This is a genomic window from Streptomyces naganishii JCM 4654 (assembly GCF_014650575.1).
Taxonomy (GTDB): Bacteria; Actinomycetota; Actinomycetes; order Streptomycetales; family Streptomycetaceae; genus Streptomyces; species Streptomyces naganishii.
Window position 1 is genome coordinate 186,349 of the sequence record NZ_BMVF01000001.1, and the last position, 17,369, is coordinate 203,717.

Annotated in this window: 14 protein-coding genes; 10 read left to right on the forward strand and 4 right to left on the reverse strand. The window is 71.9% G+C overall.

Annotated features, from left to right (window positions below; all coding sequences use genetic code 11):
- The first annotated feature begins 258 nt into the window (after positions 1 to 258).
- From IE217_RS00845 to IE217_RS00865, 5 genes are all read left to right on the forward strand, one after another.
- Complete coding sequence (locus tag IE217_RS00845; protein WP_190175704.1) at positions 259 to 1,062, forward strand: PspA/IM30 family protein; 804 nt, start codon at positions 259 to 261, stop codon at positions 1,060 to 1,062.
- Between the two features lie 29 nt (positions 1,063 to 1,091).
- A complete protein-coding gene (gene pspAA / locus IE217_RS00850) occupies positions 1,092 to 1,370 on the forward strand; it encodes a PspA-associated protein PspAA (RefSeq protein WP_190175705.1) in 279 nt (92 codons plus the stop codon).
- Between the two features lie 211 nt (positions 1,371 to 1,581).
- Complete coding sequence (locus tag IE217_RS00855) at positions 1,582 to 2,814, forward strand: sensor histidine kinase (protein ID WP_190175706.1); 1,233 nt, start codon at positions 1,582 to 1,584, stop codon at positions 2,812 to 2,814.
- Entirely contained in the window at positions 2,811 to 3,491 is a 681-nt protein-coding gene (locus IE217_RS00860; RefSeq protein ID WP_190175707.1) for a response regulator, read from the forward strand. The genes IE217_RS00855 and IE217_RS00860 overlap by 4 nt, the downstream gene beginning before the upstream one ends.
- Positions 3,492 to 3,684: 193 nt before the next feature.
- Positions 3,685 to 6,777 carry an efflux RND transporter permease subunit gene (locus IE217_RS00865; RefSeq protein ID WP_190175708.1) on the forward strand — a complete coding sequence of 1,031 codons (3,093 nt, stop codon included), beginning with the start codon at positions 3,685 to 3,687 and terminating at the stop codon, positions 6,775 to 6,777.
- 115 nt (positions 6,778 to 6,892) lie between these two features.
- Here IE217_RS00865 and nadA read toward each other — a convergent pair whose 3' ends face one another.
- Positions 6,893 to 8,077 carry a quinolinate synthase NadA gene (nadA, locus tag IE217_RS00870; RefSeq protein ID WP_190175709.1) on the reverse strand — a complete coding sequence of 395 codons (1,185 nt, stop codon included), beginning with the start codon at positions 8,075 to 8,077 and terminating at the stop codon, positions 6,893 to 6,895.
- A gap of 321 nt (positions 8,078 to 8,398) precedes the next feature.
- Between nadA and IE217_RS00875 the strand changes: the two genes are divergently transcribed.
- The gene (locus IE217_RS00875) at positions 8,399 to 8,755 is read left to right on the forward strand and encodes a HesB/IscA family protein (protein WP_061919812.1); all 357 of its coding nucleotides are present in this window, start codon (positions 8,399 to 8,401) and stop codon (positions 8,753 to 8,755) included.
- Positions 8,756 to 8,912: 157 nt separating this feature from the next.
- Here the strand turns inward: IE217_RS00875 and IE217_RS00880 are convergent, their stop codons facing one another.
- Both IE217_RS00880 and IE217_RS00885 read right to left on the reverse strand, forming a co-directional pair.
- Positions 8,913 to 10,643 (reverse strand): hypothetical protein, encoded by a 1,731-nt coding sequence (locus IE217_RS00880; RefSeq protein WP_229864984.1) that lies wholly within the window; start codon positions 10,641 to 10,643, stop codon positions 8,913 to 8,915.
- Positions 10,644 to 11,187: 544 nt separating this feature from the next.
- The gene (locus IE217_RS00885) at positions 11,188 to 11,400 is read right to left on the reverse strand and encodes a hypothetical protein (RefSeq protein ID WP_190175710.1); all 213 of its coding nucleotides are present in this window, start codon (positions 11,398 to 11,400) and stop codon (positions 11,188 to 11,190) included.
- Between the two features lie 130 nt (positions 11,401 to 11,530).
- Here IE217_RS00885 and IE217_RS00890 point away from each other — a divergent pair, with 130 nt between their 5' ends.
- Complete coding sequence (locus IE217_RS00890) at positions 11,531 to 12,505, forward strand: carbohydrate kinase family protein (RefSeq protein ID WP_190175711.1); 975 nt, start codon at positions 11,531 to 11,533, stop codon at positions 12,503 to 12,505.
- A 25-nt stretch (positions 12,506 to 12,530) separates the two neighbouring features.
- Here IE217_RS00890 and IE217_RS00895 read toward each other — a convergent pair whose 3' ends face one another.
- Positions 12,531 to 13,916, reverse strand: coding sequence for a cysteine desulfurase/sulfurtransferase TusA family protein (locus IE217_RS00895; protein WP_190175712.1), 1,386 nt, complete (start codon positions 13,914 to 13,916; stop codon positions 12,531 to 12,533).
- A gap of 261 nt (positions 13,917 to 14,177) precedes the next feature.
- Here IE217_RS00895 and ctaC point away from each other — a divergent pair, with 261 nt between their 5' ends.
- From ctaC to IE217_RS00910, 3 genes are read left to right on the forward strand one after another with little or no spacing between them, the layout of a single operon-like run.
- Positions 14,178 to 15,137, forward strand: a complete 960-nt coding sequence (gene ctaC, locus IE217_RS00900; protein WP_190175713.1) for an aa3-type cytochrome oxidase subunit II — start codon at positions 14,178 to 14,180, stop codon at positions 15,135 to 15,137.
- Entirely contained in the window at positions 15,134 to 16,870 is a 1,737-nt protein-coding gene (gene ctaD / locus IE217_RS00905; protein WP_190175714.1) for an aa3-type cytochrome oxidase subunit I, read from the forward strand. Before ctaC ends, ctaD begins: the two co-directional genes overlap by 4 nt.
- A complete protein-coding gene (locus tag IE217_RS00910; RefSeq protein WP_190175715.1) occupies positions 16,867 to 17,265 on the forward strand; it encodes a cytochrome c oxidase subunit 4 in 399 nt (132 codons plus the stop codon). Before ctaD ends, IE217_RS00910 begins: the two co-directional genes overlap by 4 nt.
- The last annotated feature ends 104 nt before the right edge of the window (positions 17,266 to 17,369 follow it).

Sequence of the window (17,369 nt, forward strand, 5' to 3'; positions counted from 1 at the left end):
CCCGCGGGGAACGATCCGGCAACACCGGTCGTCTGTAGGGGGACACAGAACGACGCGGAGCGGGCGTCGCGGCCGCCGCCGCGTACGGCGTGCCCGGGGGTCACCTACTCCCTGCGCCGGAGCGGCGACGTACGCAGTCGTCCTTGGGGATGACCGCATCCGTTCCCGAACAGTGCGGTAATGGATGCAGGGCCCGTACTGTGGGTTCTGTCGCAGAGCTGTGAGCTGGAGTCCGTCAGAAGGGGGCGCGCGAAGCCCATGAGCGGTGTCATGAAGCGTATGGGGATGATCTTCCGCGCGAAGGCGAACAAGGCCCTTGACCGGGCCGAGGACCCGCGCGAAACCCTCGATTACTCGTACCAGAAGCAGCTGGAGCTGCTGCAGAAGGTGCGCCGCGGCGTCGCCGACGTGGCCACCTCCCGCAAGCGCCTGGAGCTCCAGCTCAACCAGCTCCAGCAGCAGTCCGGCAAGCTGGAGGACCAGGGCCGCAAGGCGCTGGCGCTGGGCCGCGAGGACCTGGCGCGCGAGGCGCTCTCCCGCCGCGCCGCGCTCCAGCAGCAGGTCACCGACCTCGAGACGCAGCACGCGACGCTCCAGGGCGAGGAGGAGAAGCTCACCCTCGCGGCCCAGCGGCTCCAGGCGAAGGTGGACGCCTTCCGCACCAAGAAGGAGACCATCAAGGCGACCTACACCGCCGCCCAGGCGCAGACCCGGATCGGCGAGGCGTTCTCCGGCATCTCCGAGGAGATGGGCGACGTCGGCCTCGCCATCCAGCGCGCCGAGGACAAGACCCAGCAGCTCCAGGCCAGGGCCGGCGCGATCGACGAGCTCCTCGCCTCCGGCGCCCTCGACGACCCCTCCGGCATGGCCAAGGACGACATCCAGGCCGAGCTGGACCGGCTCTCGGGTGGTACGGATGTAGAGCTGGAGCTTCAGCGCATGAAGGCGGAGCTGGCCGGAGGTTCGTCCGCCGAGCGGCAGGCGATCGAGGGCGGCGCCGGCCAGGCGCAGCCCGAGTCCCAGCAGCAGCCGCAGGACACCCCTCGCTTCGACAAGCAGTGAGCGGGGCCCACGCCGCCTAGGAGGGCGACATGATCGTACGGATCATGGGGGAGGGGCAGGTGAGGCTGGCCGACGGCCACCTCGCCGAGCTCAACAAGCTGGACGACGAACTCCTCGCCGAGATCGAGAAGGGCGACGGCCCCGGCTTCCGCCGCACCCTGGGCGCCCTGCTGTCCAAGGTCCGCGAACTGGGCGTCCCCCTCCCGGACAACTCCCTGGAGCCTTCGGAGCTGATCCTTCCGGCCCCGGAGGCCACCCTGGAGGAGGTCCGCGACCTCCTGACGGACGGCGGCCTGATCCCGGGCTGACCCCCGCCTGCCCCTGAGCCGGGGCGCGCCCGCCCGCCGGCCCCGCAACGCCTTGCCCGCGCGTCCTGCCCGCCCCTGTGGTGGGAGGACCGCCGGTCGGCCCCGCTGACCGCCCGCGCCCGGGTCGGCCCGGCCGGGGAGGTCCCGCCCCGGGGCGTTCGCGGGCGGGGCCGGTTCCGCGGGGGGTGGGGGCGTCGTAGCGTTGGGCGGCGTGACTGCTCTCGACCGTGCCCGCTGCCGCCTCCGGGCACATCCGCTCGCCCTGGACGCCGCGCTCGCGGCCGGGGTGCTGGTGTGCATGGTCGTGGGGTCCTTCGTCGACCCCAGGGGGGACAACGGCGTCACCTGGGGCGTGCGCCGGCCCGACGCGCTCAGCCTGGTCCTCATGGCCTTCGGCGCCGCCGCGCTCGTCCTGCGCCGCCGCGCCCCCCGCTCCGTCCTCGCCGTCACCGGCACCGTCTCCCTCGTGGAGTGCGTCACCGGCGCCCCCCGCGCCCCCGTCGCCATGTCGGCGGTCGTCGCCCTCTACACCGTCGCCGCCGCCACCGACCGCCCCACCACCTGGCGCCTGGGCCTGACCACCATGACCGTGCTCACCGGCGCCGCCATGCTCGCCGGGCCCCTGCCCTGGTACGCCCAGGAGAACCTGGCGATCTTCGCCTGGACCGGCATGGCCGCCGCCGGCGGAGACGCCGTCCGCAGCCGCCGCGCCTTCGTGCACGCCATCCGCGAGCGCGCCGAACGGGCCGAGCGCACCCGCGAGGAGGAGGCCCGCCGCCGCGTCGCCGAGGAGCGCCTGCGCATCGCCCGCGACCTGCACGACGTGGTCGCCCACCACATCGCCCTGGTCAACGTGCAGGCCGGAGTCGCCGCACACGTCATGGACAAGCGCCCCGACCAGGCCAAGGAGGCCCTCGCCCACGTCCGCGAGGCCAGCCGCTCCGCGCTCAACGAACTGCGCGCCACGGTCGGCCTGCTCCGCCAGTCCGGCGACCCCGAGGCCCCCACCGAACCCGCCCCCGGCCTGAGCCGCCTGGAGGAACTCGCCGGCACCTTCCGCAGCGCGGGCCTGCACGTCGAGATCGCCCGCGCCGACCACGGCACGACCCTGCCCGCCGCCGTCGACCTGGCCGCGTTCCGCGTCGTCCAGGAGGCCCTCACCAATGTGCAGAAGCACGCCGGAGTCCAGGCCAGGGCCGAGGTCAGCGTCGTACGCGTGGGACCGAACGTGGAGGTCACCGTCCTGGACGACGGAGCCGGCGACCAGGACGGATTGGACGGCGGCCCCGAGGCCGGCGGCGGACACGGGCTGCTCGGCATGCGCGAGCGCGTCACCGCCCTCGGCGGCACCCTCACCACCGGCCCCCGCTACGGCGGCGGCTTCCGCGTCCATGCGATCCTGCCCGTCAAGACCAGCACACGCGCCCCGGGGGATGCCGCATGACGATCCGCGTCCTGCTCGCCGACGACCAGGCACTGCTGCGCAGCGCGTTCCGCGTGCTCGTCGACTCCGAGCCCGACATGGAGGTCGTCGGCGAGGCCTCCGACGGGGCCGAGGCGGTGCGGCTGGCCAAGGAGCAGCGGGCCGACGTGGTGCTGATGGACATCCGCATGCCCGGCACCGACGGCCTCGCCGCGACCCGCCTGATCAGCGCCGACCCCGCCCTCGCCCAGGTCCGCGTGGTCATCCTGACCACCTTCGAGGTCGACGACTACGTGGTCCAGTCGCTGCGCGCCGGCGCCTCCGGCTTCCTCGGCAAGGGCAGCGAGCCCGAGGAACTGCTCAGCGCCATCCGCCTCGCCGCCGGCGGCGAGGCGCTGCTGTCCCCGGCCGCCACCAAGGGCCTGATCGCCCGCTTCCTCGCCCAGGGCGGGGCCGACGACGGCCGCGACCCGGCCCGCTCCGACCGCCTGGACGCGCTGACCGTGCGCGAGCGCGAGGTGCTCGTCCAGGTCGCCGGCGGCCACTCCAACGACGAGATCGCCGAACGCCTCGAGGTCAGCCCGCTGACCGTGAAGACGCACGTCAACCGCGCCATGGCCAAGCTCGGCGCCCGCGACCGCGCCCAGCTGGTGGTCATCGCCTACGAATCCGGTCTGGTACGCCCCCGGATGGACTGACCTCCACCCGCGTCTACTGCGCGCGCAGTACCGGGCGCCGGCGGAAATGGACCTGGGGCCTACGGATCGGCCCCGCGGCATGGCCCAGTGTGTGGGGTGGGCGTCCACCTGTGCGCGCCCACCTGTGGGCGTCCACCCGTGCGCGCCCGCGCCGCGTCCGTTTGCCGCCGCTCACGAAGAGAGACCCTGACCCATGTCCCGGCTGTCCGGATTCAGCCTCGCGCAACGGGCCCTGATCGGCCTGATGTCGCTCGTCGCGCTCGTCTTCGGGCTGATCGCGATACCCCAGATCAAGCAGCAGCTGCTGCCCACCATCGAACTGCCCATGGTGTCGGTGATCGCGCCGTACCACGGCGCCTCGCCCGACGTCGTCGACAAGCAGGTCGTCGAGCCCATCGAGAACAACCTCCAGGGCGTTTCCGGCGTCACCGGCGTCACCTCCACGGCGAGCGAGGGCAACGCCGTCATCAGGGCCTCCTTCGACTACGGCAACGACACCAAGCGGATCGTCTCCGACGTGCAGCAGGCCGTGAACCGGGCCCGCCCCCAACTCCCGGACGGCGTGGACCCCCAGGTCGTCTCCGGCTCCACCGACGACATGCCGACCGTGGTCCTCGCCGTCACCTCCGGCAAGGACCAGCAGGCGCTCGCCGACCAGATCGACAACACGGTCGTCCCCACGCTGAAGAACATCGACGGCGTCGGCCGCGTCCAGGTCACCGGCGTACGGGCCCTCCAGGTCACCGTCACCCCCGACGACGCGAAGCTCGCCCGGGCGCACCTCACCCCGGCCGCCCTCGGCCAGGCCCTCCAGGCGGGCGGCGCCACCGTCCCGGCCGGCTCCTTCGAGGAGAACGGCGCCAACCGCACCGTCCAGGTCGGCGGCGGCCTCACCTCGCTGAAGCAGATCCAGGACCTGATGGTCACCGGCGCCGGCAAGCCCGTACGCCTCGGCGACGTCGCCACCGTCCGGCAGCAGCCGGCCCCGGCCGACTCCATCACCCGCACCGACGGCCGCCCGAGCCTCGCCGTCAACGTCACCATGGACCACGACGGCAGCGCGGTCGCCATCTCCGACGCCGTCAAGGGCAAGCTGGACGGGCTGCGCGAGGACCTCGGCTCCGGGGCGCGGCTCACCGTGGTCAGCGACCAGGGCCCGGCCGTGTCCAAGTCGATCAGCGGCCTGACCACCGAGGGCGCGCTCGGCCTGCTCTTCGCGGTGCTGATCATCCTGGTCTTCCTGGCCTCGGTCCGCTCCACCCTGGTGACGGCGGTGTCCATCCCGCTGTCGGTGGTGCTGGCGCTGATCGTGCTGTGGACGCGCGGCCTGTCCCTGAACATGCTCACGCTCGGCGCGCTGACCATCGCCATCGGCCGGGTCGTCGACGACTCGATCGTGGTCCTGGAGAACATCAAGCGGCACCTGGGCTACGGCGAGGAGCGCCAGGAGGCGATCCTGAACGCCGTGCGCGAGGTGGCCGGCGCGGTCACCTCCTCCACCCTCACCACGGTCGCCGTGTTCCTGCCGATCGGCCTGGTCGGCGGCATGGTGGGTGCCCTGTTCGGCTCGTTCAGCATCACCGTGACGGCGGCGCTGCTCGCCTCGCTGCTGGTGTCGCTCACGGTCGTGCCCGTGCTGTCGTACTGGTTCCTGCGCGCTCCGAAGGGCACCCCCGAGGACGCCGGCGAGGCCCGCCGCCTGGCCGAGGAGAAGGAGGCGCGCAGCCGCCTCCAGCGCTTCTACGTCCCCGTGCTCCGCTTCGCCACCCGCCGCCGGCTCACCAGCGTGCTCATCGCGGTGGCGGTGCTCGTCGGCACCTTCGGCATGACCCCGCTGCTCAAGACCAACTTCTTCGACCAGGGGGACCAGCAGGTCCTCACCGTCAAGCAGGTGCTGAAGCCGGGCACCGGCCTCGCGGCCACCGACGAGCAGGCCAGGCGGGTGGAGAAGCTGCTCGCCTCCACCGAGGGCGTCAAGGACTACCAGGTCACCGTCGGCTCCTCCGGCTTCATGGCGGCCTTCGGCGGCGGCACGGACACCAACCAGGCCTCGTACCAGGTGATGCTGAAGGACTCCGCGTCCGACACCGGCGTGCAGAAGCGCATCGAGGACGGCTTGAAGAAGCTCAAGGGCATCGGCACCACCACCGTGTCCGCCGGCGGCGGCTTCGGCAACCAGGACCTCAGCGTCGTGGTGAAGGCGGCCGACCCGGCGGTGCTGCGCAAGGCCTCCGAGCAGGTGCGCTCCACCGTGGCCGGACTCGACCACGTCACCGACGTGACCAGCGACCTCTCGCAGAGCGTGCCGCGCATCTCGGTGCAGGCCGGCGCCAAGGCGGCCGCCGCGGGCTTCGACGACCAGAAGCTCGGCGCCGCGGTCGCACAGGCCGTGCGCGGTACGACGGCGGCGAAGGCGATCATCGACGACACCGAGCGCGACGTCGTCGTGAAGCCGGCCGAGCCCGCCACCACCCTGGCCCAGCTGAGGAACCTGCGCCTCGGCCCGGTGAAGCTCGGTGACATCGCGACCGTGAAGCTGGTCGACGGGCCGGTGTCGATGACCCGTATCGACGGGCAGCGCGCGGCCACCGTCACCGCCAGGCCGACCGGGGACAACACCGGCGCGGTCAGCACCCAGCTCCAGTCGAAGATCAAGTCCCTGAAGCTCCCGGCGGGCGCCACGGCCGAGATCGGCGGTGTCACCTCCGACCAGGACTCCGCGTTCAAGAACCTGGGCCTGGCCATGCTGGCGGCGATCGCGATCGTCTTCATGCTGCTGGTGGCGGCCTTCCGCTCGCTGGCCCAGCCGCTGATCCTGCTGGTGTCGATCCCGTTCGCGGCGACCGGCGCGCTCGGCCTGCTGATCGTCACCGGCACGCCGATGGGCGTCCCCGCGATGATCGGCATGCTGATGCTGATCGGCATCGTGGTGACGAACGCGATCGTGCTGATCGACCTCGTCAACCAGTACAGAAGGCAGGGGTACGGCGTCGTCGAGGCCGTGGTGGAGGGCGGCCGGCACCGGCTGCGGCCCATCCTGATGACGGCCCTGGCGACGATCTTCGCCCTGCTCCCGATGGCGCTCGGCGTCACCGGCGAGGGCGGCTTCATCGCCCAGCCGCTGGCCGTGGTGGTGATCGGCGGCCTGATCACCTCCACGCTGCTGACCCTGCTGCTCGTCCCGACGCTCTACGCCATGCTCGAGCTGCGCAAGGAGCGCCGCGCGAAGAAGCGGGCGGCCAAGCGGGCCCCGGAGCCCGAGGCGCTGGAGACCGCGGGCGTGTGAGCACGACGACGGGGCCCGGTCCACGCGAGTGCGCGTGGGCCGGGCCCCGTCGTGTCGCGCGGCCGCCACGGCCTCGCGCGCGGGGGCGGCTACGGCCGTGGGTGCGCCGGAGCCGCTACGGCAGCGCCAGCATCCGCTCCAGGGCGAGCTTGGCGAAGGCCTCGGTCTCCTCGTCCACCTCGATGCGGTTGACCAGGTTGCCCTCGGCGAGGGACTCCAGGGCCCAGACCAGGTGGGGGAGGTCGATGCGGTTCATGGTCGAGCAGAAGCAGACCGTGCGGTCCAGGAAGACGATCTCCTTGCCCTCCGGCGCGAAGCGGTTCGCCAGCCGGCGGACCAGGTTCAGCTCCGTGCCGATGGCCCACTTGGAACCGGCCGGGGCGGCCTCCAGGGTCTTGATGATGTACTCCGTCGAGCCGACGTAGTCCGCGGCGGCCACGACCTCGTGCCGGCACTCGGGGTGCACCAGCACGTTGACGCCGGGCACGCGCTCGCGGACGTCGTCGACCGAGTCCAGGCTGAAGCGGCCGTGCACCGAGCAGTGACCGCGCCACAGGATCATCTTGGCGGCGCGCAGCTCGTCGGCGGTCAGCCCGCCGTTCGGCTTGTGCGGGTTGTAGACCACGCAGTCCTCGAGCGACATGCCCATGTCCCGCACGGCGGTGTTGCGGCCCAGGTGCTGGTCGGGCAGGAACAGCACCTTCTCGCCCTGCTGGAAGGCCCACTCCAGGGCCCGCTTCGCGTTCGACGAGGTGCAGATGGTGCCGCCGTGCTTGCCGGTGAAGGCCTTGATGTCGGCGGAGGAGTTCATGTACGACACCGGCACGACCCGCTCGGCGACGCCGGCCTCGGTCAGCACGTCCCAGCACTCGGCGACCTGCTCGGCCGTGGCCATGTCGGCCATGGAGCAGCCGGCGGCCAGGTCGGGCAGGACCACCTTCTGCCGGTCGGACGTCAGGATGTCCGCGGACTCCGCCATGAAGTGCACACCGCAGAACACGATGTACTCGGCCTCCGGCCGCGCCGCCGCGTCCCGGGCCAGCTTGAAGGAGTCGCCCGTGACGTCGGCGAACTGGATGACCTCGTCGCGCTGGTAGTGGTGACCGAGCACGAAGACCTTGTTCCCGAGCTTCTCCTTGGCCGCGCGGGCGCGCTCCACCAGGTCCGGGTCGGAGGGGGAGGGCAGCTCGCCGGGACACTCCACGCCGCGCTCGCTGTTCGGGTCGGCCTCGCGGCCGAGGAGCAGCAGGGCGAGCGGCGACGGCTGAACGTCGAGCTCCTGGGTTTGGGCGGTGGTCACGACACGCACCCTTTCTACTTTTCGTCGAACTGACGCTATCTATCATAACCGGTTCACGTCACTTTGACGATGGGCCCAAGCGTCCATGTGACGTGAATCCCGGCGCGCAGCCGTCGCCCGCCCGTCGCCCGGCGTTGTCGCGTTCGTCGCATCGGGCGTGCTCGCCCAGTGGGCGCTGTTCCCTTCGCCGCGCGTTGTGCGAGCATGAAGAGGACGAGCATGGACAAGAGAGAACGCAGGTGCTCGGCCCGGAATGAATCCGCGGCCTTGCCGGTTGCACTCGTCGGCAAGCAGTCTCCGTACAACCCGGGAGAGATGTAGATGTCCGTATCGGACGAGACCACCACCGTCACCGACGGCATCATCCTGACCGACGCCGCCGCGTCCAAGGTCAAGGCGCTGCTCGACCAGGAAGGCCGTGACGACCTCGCGCTGCGCGTCGCCGTCCAGCCCGGCGGCTGCTCCGGCCTGCGCTACCAGCTCTTCTTCGACGAGCGCTCCCTCGACGGCGACGTGGTGAAGGACTTCGGCGGGGTCAAGGTCGTCACCGACCGCATGAGCGCTCCGTACCTGGGGGGCGCCACCGTCGACTTCGTGGACACCATCGAGAAGCAGGGCTTCACGATCGACAACCCGAACGCGACCGGCTCCTGCGCCTGCGGCGACTCCTTCAGCTGACCCGTCCGCCCGGGGCGCCGGCACGACCGGCGGCACCGGTGCGACCGTACGGAAAAGGGCGGCCACCCCCTGCCCGGGGGCGGCCGCCCTTTCCTGTGCCGTGGCGAGCCCGGCGCCGTGCGGCCGCCCTCGCCGCAGTGCTGAGCGCCGGGGCGCCTCAGCGGGCGAGCGGCGGCGTCTGCGGCAGCCGCGCGCCCGGCTTCACCCGCGGGATCGCCTGGCCGTCCGAGCCGACGACCTTCCGGTCACCGAGCGGCCGGTCCAGGTGCACGCTCTGGCGGAACTCCTTGGCGATGGCGATGCAGACCCGGTCCGGCCAGCGCTTCTCGGTCACCGTGACCGTCACCCGGTCCTGCCCCTCCCGCACCGACGCCCTGTAGTCCGAGCACACCCCGCCCTCGAAGGCCACGGTCAGTTCGTCACCCGAGGTGCTGTAGCCCGACACCTTCACGTCCTCCGTGACCGGGGCGCCCGCCGAGCCGCTCGGCGCGGGGGTCGGCTGCGTCGGCTGCCCGGAGGGGGCGGAGGAGGCCAGGTACTTCGGGTCGAGCGCCGGGTAGGTGACGGTGAAGCCGCCGGACCCGCCGCCGTCCACCCCGCGCACGTGGAACAGCCAGGACGGTACGAGCAGTTGCCGCCCGCCGGAGTAGTGCGAGGCCAGGCCGAACGCCGCCTCGTCCACGGTGAAGGCGTCGCCCCCGGTGCCCGCCGAGCCCGACGGTGACGTGCCGCAGGGCGCCTCCAGGCGGTCCTTGGGCGGCTCGGGAACGGTGCAGCCGCCGATGCCCATGCGGTGGTCGGTGCGCGGGGCCGCGTTCATCAGGTCCAGCGTCGTACGCGCACTCAGCACGGGGTACGTGTCGCCCTTCACCGGCGCCTTCAACTGGCCGCTGCCGCCGACCACCTCGCCCTGCGCGCCCACGGTCAGACCGGTGGTCCAGCCGTAGGTGGGCAGGCCCCCGATCACCGGGTCGGCGTTGACGATCCGCTGGGCGCCCATGATCTGGCTCGCGTCCACCTTCGCGTCGTCCTGGCCCAGCGCCTTGAGCACCGGCGCCGCCGCCTTCTCGGCCGCCGCCGCGCTCACCGGGTTCGCGGCCGGGGCCGCGGGGTCGTGCGTGCACAGCACGCCCTTGCAGTTGTCGGTGCCGGGCGCGTACCGGCTGAACGTCCAGGTCCCCGGCGCGAGCCGGTTGACCCGCAGCACCGGGCCGCCGCCGTCCTTGCCGGTGCCGACCGTCCACGCCTGCGCGCCGGCCACCGGCGTCCCGTCGACCCCGAGCGCCCGGGCGAGCCGCGCCACCTCGTCCCGGGTGACCTCCCCCCGCGCCCGGTACACCGCCGCCGAACCGGGTCCGCCGGGCAGTGTGCCGCCGGCCCGGTAGCTCGCGCCGTACGGATTCGGCTCGCCGGGCGCGATCCCGTTCGTACCGCCCGAGGAGTAGCCGTCCAGGGCGAGCGGGGGAGGGGTGCCGTGACCCCCGGACGCCTCGCTCCCCGTGGTACCTCCCCCGGACCCGCCCGAGGCCCCGCCGGCGAGATAGGCCCCACCGCCCCCGACCACGAGCACAGCGGCGGCGACGATCCCCACCGCCCAGGGCGCCCCCGCCCGACGCGGGCGCCGGGACCCGGGAGCGGCTCCCACGAGCACTCCGTCGTCCCCGCCCGCCGTGACGTCGGCCGCGCCCACCGCGCGCCCCTCGCCCGATGCGTCGCCCGCACCCGCCGGGCCGGACTCGCCCGTGGCGTCGGCCGCACCCACCGGGCCGGACTCACCCGAGGCGTCGGCCACGCCCACCGCCCGCCCCTCGCCCGCGCCCACCGGGCCGGCCTCGCCCGATGCGTCGCCCGCACCCGCCGGGCCGGACTCGCCCGTGGCGTCGGCCATGCTCGCCGGGACGCCCTCGGCCGGAACGGCACCCGCACCCGCCACGCGGCCCTTGGCCGGAGTACCGGTCACGTCGGCCGCGCGCTCCGCGCCCGGAGTACCGGTCGCGTCCGCCGTGCCGCCCTTGGCCGCTGCGCCGGTCGCGTCCGCCGCGCGCTCGCCGCCCGGAGTGCCGTCCGCCCCCGCCGGGACGTCCCCGTCCGCGGCCCCCGCGCCGCCCGCGGCGTCACCCTGCCCGGTGGGGCCGGCCGGCGACTGGGACCCCGTGCCGGCCGGTGGCCGAGCGGGCGTTTCGCCGACAGTCCCGTTCTCCGCGCGGAGCGCCTCCGCCTCCGCGCGCGCGTCGTCGTTCTCGGGTCGGTCGGTGTTCACCGCATCGCTCCTTCGGCTGCACAGCTGCTACAGCTGTCCCTATGACCCTGACCCGACCCTGACAAAGCGGCCGGGCACCGGGGCGTATCCCGACTCCCCCATAAGGGGGACGGCGATGGGACGCAGCGGGGGAGCGCACGGTTCCCTCCCGTACGCCTGCCCGGAGGCCGGCTCAGTCCCCGTAGTCGGACATCGCCTCCAGCAGCCGGGCCGAGGAGGCCGGGACGGACACGCCGTGGATGTGGGACGGCGGTACCGGACGGGTGGCGTGCGGCGCGGGAGCAGCCCAGTGCGGAGCCATCCGGGCGCAGTCCCCGCGCAGTACGGCCAGATCGGTGTCCGGATCCACCGGAGCGGGGGCAGCATGGGTCCTGAGGTTCGTCATGGTCGAACCGTAAGCACACGGAAGCCGACCGAGAAAGATCTACTATCGGGTAGTTTCGTCCACTTCTGTGGTCCGTTCCGACCGGGTAGCGTGAACTGTCAATCCACCTCCCTGCAGGAGAGTCCACGCCGTGCGCATCGCAGTCTCCGGCTCCATCGCCACCGACCACCTCATGACCTTCCCCGGCCGTTTCGCCGACCAGTTCGTCGCGGACCAGCTGCACACGGTCTCGCTCTCCTTCCTGGTCGACCAGCTGGACGTACGGCGCGGCGGGGTCGGCGCCAACATCGCCTTCGGCATGGGCCAGCTCGGCACCAGGCCGGTCCTGGTCGGCGCCGCCGGCTCCGACTTCGACGACTACCGCGCCTGGCTGGAGCGCAACGGCGTCGACACCGACTCCGTCCGCATCTCCGAGACCCTGCACACCGCCCGCTTCGTGTGCACCACCGACGCCGACCACAACCAGATCGGCTCCTTCTACACGGGCGCCATGAGCGAGGCCCGCCTCATCGAGCTCAAGACGGTCGCCGACCGCGTGGGCGGCCTGGACCTGGTGCTCGTCGGCGCCGACGACCCGGAGGCGATGCTCCGGCACACCGAGGAGTGCCGCAGCCGCTCCATCCCGTTCGCCGCCGACTTCTCCCAGCAGATCGCCCGCATGGACGGCGACGAGATCCGGATACTGCTGGACGGCGCCACGTACCTGTTCTCCAACGAGTACGAGAAGGGCCTGATCGAGACCAAGACCGGCTGGAGCGACGCCGAGATCCTCTCCCGCGTCGGCCACCGCGTCACCACCCTCGGCGCGCGCGGCGTGCGCATCGAGCGCGCCGGCGAGGAGCCGATCGAGGTCGGCTGCCCGGACGAGGAGCGCAAGGCCGACCCCACGGGCGTCGGCGACGCCTTCCGCGCCGGCTTCCTGTCGGGTCTGGTCTGGGGCGTGAGCCTGGAGCGCGCCGCCCAGGTCGGCTGCATGCTCGCCACCCTCGTCATCGAGACCGTGGGCACGCAGGAGTACCAGCTGCGCCGCGCCCACTTCATGGAGCGCTTCACCAAGGCCTACGGCGACGACGCGGCCCGTGAGGTCCGCGCCCACCTCGCCTGACCGCCGGGCGGTTTCGGCAGACCGGCTACGAGAGCCGGCGGACCACGTAGGCCATGCCCGTGTCCGCCGGCTCCTCGCCGACGTACTCCTGCCCCCGCATCTCGCACCACGCCGGGATGTCCAGTCGCGCCGCCTCGTCGTCCGCGAGGACGCGCACCGTGCCGCCCACGGGCACGTCCCCGATGACCTTGGCCAGCTCGATCACCGGGATGGGGCAGCGCCGCCCCACCGCGTCCACGACCACCGCGTCGCCGTCCGCCGCCGGCGCCGCCGGACCCGCGGCCGGTGCCCCCAGCTTCTCCCGCACCGCCGCCACCGCGCCCGGCAGCACCGACAGGAACCGCTCCACGTCCTCCTCCGCCGCGCCCGGCGGCAGCGACACGCGCACGTTGCCCTCGCTCAGCACGCCCATCGCCCTCAGGACATGACTGGGCGTCAGCGTGCTGCTGGTGCAGGAGGAGCCGGACGAGACCGAGAAGCCCTCGCGGTCCAGCTCGTGCAGCAGTGCCTCCCCGTCGACGTAGAGACAGGAGAAGGTGACGACACCCGGCAGCCGCCGCCGGGGATCGCCCACCACCTCCACGTCCGGGACCAGTTCCGGCACCCGCGCCCGGATCCGCTCCGTGAGCTCCCGCAGTCGTACCGCCTCGGCGGCCGCCTCCGCGCGGACCGCCCGCAGCGAGGCCGCCGCGGCCACGATCGCCGGGATGTTCTCGAACCCGGCCGCCCGGCCCGACTCCCGCTCGTCCACCGGCCCCCGGGCCGCGAACCGCACCCCCTTGCGCACGACGAGCAACCCGACCCCCGGCGGGCCGCCCCACTTGTGGGCGCTGGCCGCCAACAGCGACCAGTCGCCCTCCACCCGGCCCCAGCCCAGCGACTGCGCCGCGTCCACCAGCAGCGGCACCCCGGCCGCCCGGCACGCCTCGGCGACCTGAGCCACCGGCTGCTCGGTGCCCACCTCGTGGTTGGCCGACTGGAGCACGGCGAGCGCGGTGTCCCCGCGCAGCGCGTCCGCGTAGGCCGACGGGTCCACCGCGCCGGCCCGGTTCACCGGCACCCGGGTCACCGTCCCGCCGTCCGCCTCGAACACCTCGGCCGAATGGAGGACGGACGAGTGTTCCACCGCTGACACGATCAGGTGGTGTCCGACCCGCCGCCGCCCGGCCAGCGCCCCCGCGACGCCCGTGTGCACGGCCCGCGTGCCGGACGAGGTGAACACCACCTCGTCCGTCCGGCATCCGACCGCCTCGGCGACCGCCTCCCGCGCGGCGTCCAGCAGCATCCGCGCCCTGCGCCCCTCCCGGTACAGCCGCGCGGGATCCGCCCAGCCCTCGTCCAGCGAGGCCAACAGCGCCTGGCGGGCGACGGGATGGAGCGGAACGGCGGAGGCAGCGTCAAAGTAGGCCATACGGCAACGTTAAAACCCCCTCGGGAGCGGCCGGCCCAGGGGCGCCGGGAAGGGCGCGACCAGCCGCTTCGGACCCGCCGCCGCCAATCCAGCGAACCACCCCAGCCAGTAGGCACCCCTCCCCGCGACCCGCCGGAAGGCGTCCAGTAGGGTTTGGTCCGCATAAACATCCAAACCCCTGCCCGACGCAGGGCGGCGACCGACCAGCGAGAAGGCAGGCCGCAGCCAACCGCGCGGGCGAGACTCTCGGGAAGGCGCTACGTGAGTCCCAACGGCTCCGACCGCTCGCCGCGGCGCCCGATGCGGCGGAAGCTGCTGCAGGCACTGACTGCGGGCCTGGTCCTGGCGACCGCGACCGGTTGCACATACAAGGACTTCCCCCGGCTGGGTATGCCCACCCCGACCACGGAAGAGGCTCCGCGGATCCTCTCGCTGTGGCAGGGATCCTGGGCGGCCGCGATCGCCGTCGGCTGCCTGGTGTGGGGTCTGATCCTGTGGAGTGCTTTCTTCCACCGGCGCAGCCGCACCAAGGTGGAGGTACCTCCGCAGACCCGGTACAACATGCCCATCGAGGCGCTGTACACGGTGGTCCCGCTCATCATCGTCTCGGTGCTCTTCTACTTCACGGCCCGTGACGAGTCCAAGCTCCTCGACCAGTCCAAGAAGCCGGACGTCACCATCAACGTCGTCGGCTACCAGTGGAGCTGGGCGTTCAACTACATCGAGCCGGTGGCGGGTTCCTCGGGCAACGCCGCCGCCGACCCGAACCTGAACGCCATTCCGGACCGGTTCAAGAAGGACTTCCCGGCCAACGCCGGCGGTGTCTACGACTTCGGTACGCCTGCCACGCGCAACCCGCAGACGGGCAACCCGGGTCCGACGCTCTGGCTGCCGAAGGGCAAGACCGTCCGCTTCATCCTCACCTCACGGGACGTCATCCACTCCTTCTGGGTGCTGCCGTTCCTGATGAAGCAGGACGTCATCCCCGGCCACACCAACTCCTTCGAGGTGACCCCCAGCATGGAGGGCACCTACCGGGGCAAGTGTGCCGAGCTCTGCGGCCAGGACCACTCCCGGATGCTGTTCAACGTGAAGATCGTCTCTCCGGAGCGCTACGAGCAGCACCTCAAGGACCTCGCTAAGAAGGGGCAGACCGGTTACGTTCCCGCCGGCATCGCGCAGACGAGCCACGAGAAGAACCGGGAGACGAACAACCTGTGAGCATCCTCAATGAACCCCAGGGTGCCGCGGCGGCTGAGGGCTCTTACGAGAGCGAGCTGCCGGTCCGGCGCAAGCGACCCGGTAACGTCGTGGTGAAGTGGCTGACGACCACCGACCACAAGACGATCGGAACGCTGTATCTGGCGACCTCCTTCGCGTTCTTCTGCATCGGCGGCGTCATGGCTCTGCTCATGCGTGCCGAGCTGGCCCGCCCGGGTCTGCAGATCATGTCGAACGAGCAGTTCAACCAGGCGTTCACGATGCACGGCACGATCATGCTGCTGATGTTCGCGACGCCGCTGTTCGCCGGCTTCACGAACTGGATCATGCCGCTGCAGATCGGTGCTCCCGACGTGGCGTTCCCGCGGCTGAACATGTTCGCCTACTGGCTGTACCTGTTCGGCTCGCTGATCGCGGTGGCGGGCTTCCTCACCCCGCAGGGCGCGGCCGACTTCGGCTGGTTCGCCTACGCCCCGCTGTCCGACGCGGTGCACTCGCCGGGCATCGGCGGCGACATGTGGATCATGGGTCTGGCCTTCTCCGGCTTCGGCACGATCCTCGGCTCGGTCAACTTCATCACCACGATCATCTGCATGCGCGCCCCCGGCATGACCATGTTCCGCATGCCGATCTTCGTGTGGAACGTGCTGCTGACCGCGGTGCTGGTCCTGCTGGCCTTCCCGGTCCTCGCCGCGGCCCTGTTCGCGCTGGAGGCCGACCGCAAGTTCGGCGCCCACGTCTTCGACGCCACCAACGGCGGAGCGCTGCTGTGGCAGCACCTCTTCTGGTTCTTCGGCCACCCAGAGGTGTACATCATCGCGCTGCCGTTCTTCGGCATCATCAGCGAGGTCATCCCGGTCTTCTCCCGCAAGCCGATGTTCGGCTACATGGGCCTGATCGGCGCGACCATCGCGATCGCCGGCCTGTCGGTGACGGTGTGGGCCCACCACATGTACGTCACCGGTGGCGTGCTGCTGCCGTTCTTCTCCTTCATGACCTTCCTGATCGCGGTCCCGACCGGTGTGAAGTTCTTCAACTGGATCGGCACCATGTGGAAGGGCTCGCTGTCCTTCGAGACCCCGATGCTGTGGGCGACGGGCTTCCTGATCACCTTCACCTTCGGTGGTCTGACCGGCGTCATCCTGGCCTCGCCGCCGCTGGACTTCCACATCTCGGACTCGTACTTCGTGGTGGCCCACTTCCACTACGTGGTGTTCGGCACCGTCGTCTTCGCGATGTTCGCCGGATTCCACTTCTGGTGGCCGAAGTTCACCGGCAAGATGCTCGACGAGCGCCTGGGCAAGATGACGTTCTGGCTGCTGTTCATCGGCTTCCACGGCACCTTCCTGATCCAGCACTGGCTGGGCGCCGAGGGCATGCCGCGCCGGTACGCCGACTACCTGGCGGCCGACGGCTTCACCGCCCTGAACACGATCTCGACGATCTTCTCCTTCGTGCTCGGCCTGTCGATCCTGCCGTTCCTCTACAACGTCTGGAAGACGGCCAAGTACGGCAAGCCGGTCGGCGTCGACGACCCGTGGGGCTACGGCCGTTCGCTCGAGTGGGCGACCTCCTGCCCGCCGCCGCGCCACAACTTCCTCACCCTGCCGCGGATCCGCAGCGAATCCCCGGCGTTCGACCTGCACCACCCCGAGATCGCCGCGCTGGACGAGCTCGAGAACGCCGGCCACGGTGAGAAGGCCCTCGCCGGCAACAAGGAGGCCGGCAAGTGAAGATCCAGGGCAAGATGTTCCTGTGGCTGAGCTTCTTCTTCCTGATCATGGCGGTCGTCTACGGCGCCTGGTCGAAGGAGCCGGCCGGTACGACGGCGCTCTTCCTGGCCTTCGGCCTGAGCATCATGGTCGGCTTCTACCTGGGCTTCACGGCCCGGCGGGTCGACGCGGGCGCCCAGGACAACAAGGAGGCCGATGTCGCGGACGACGCCGGCGAGCTGGGCTTCTTCAGCCCGCACAGCTGGCAGCCGCTCGCCCTCGGCGTCGGCGGCGCGCTCGCCTTCCTGGGCGTGGCGGTCGGCTGGTGGCTGCTGTACTTCGCCGCCCCCGTCATCGTGGTCGCCCTGTGGGGCTGGGTCTTCGAGTACTACCGCGGTGAGAACCGCACCCAGTGACACACGGCGCGGCACCACGCGCTGAGCGACACCGAAACCCGGGCTCTCCTCACGGAGGGCCCGGGTTTTCGCGTACCGCGTCCCCCGTACGGACGATCCACCGC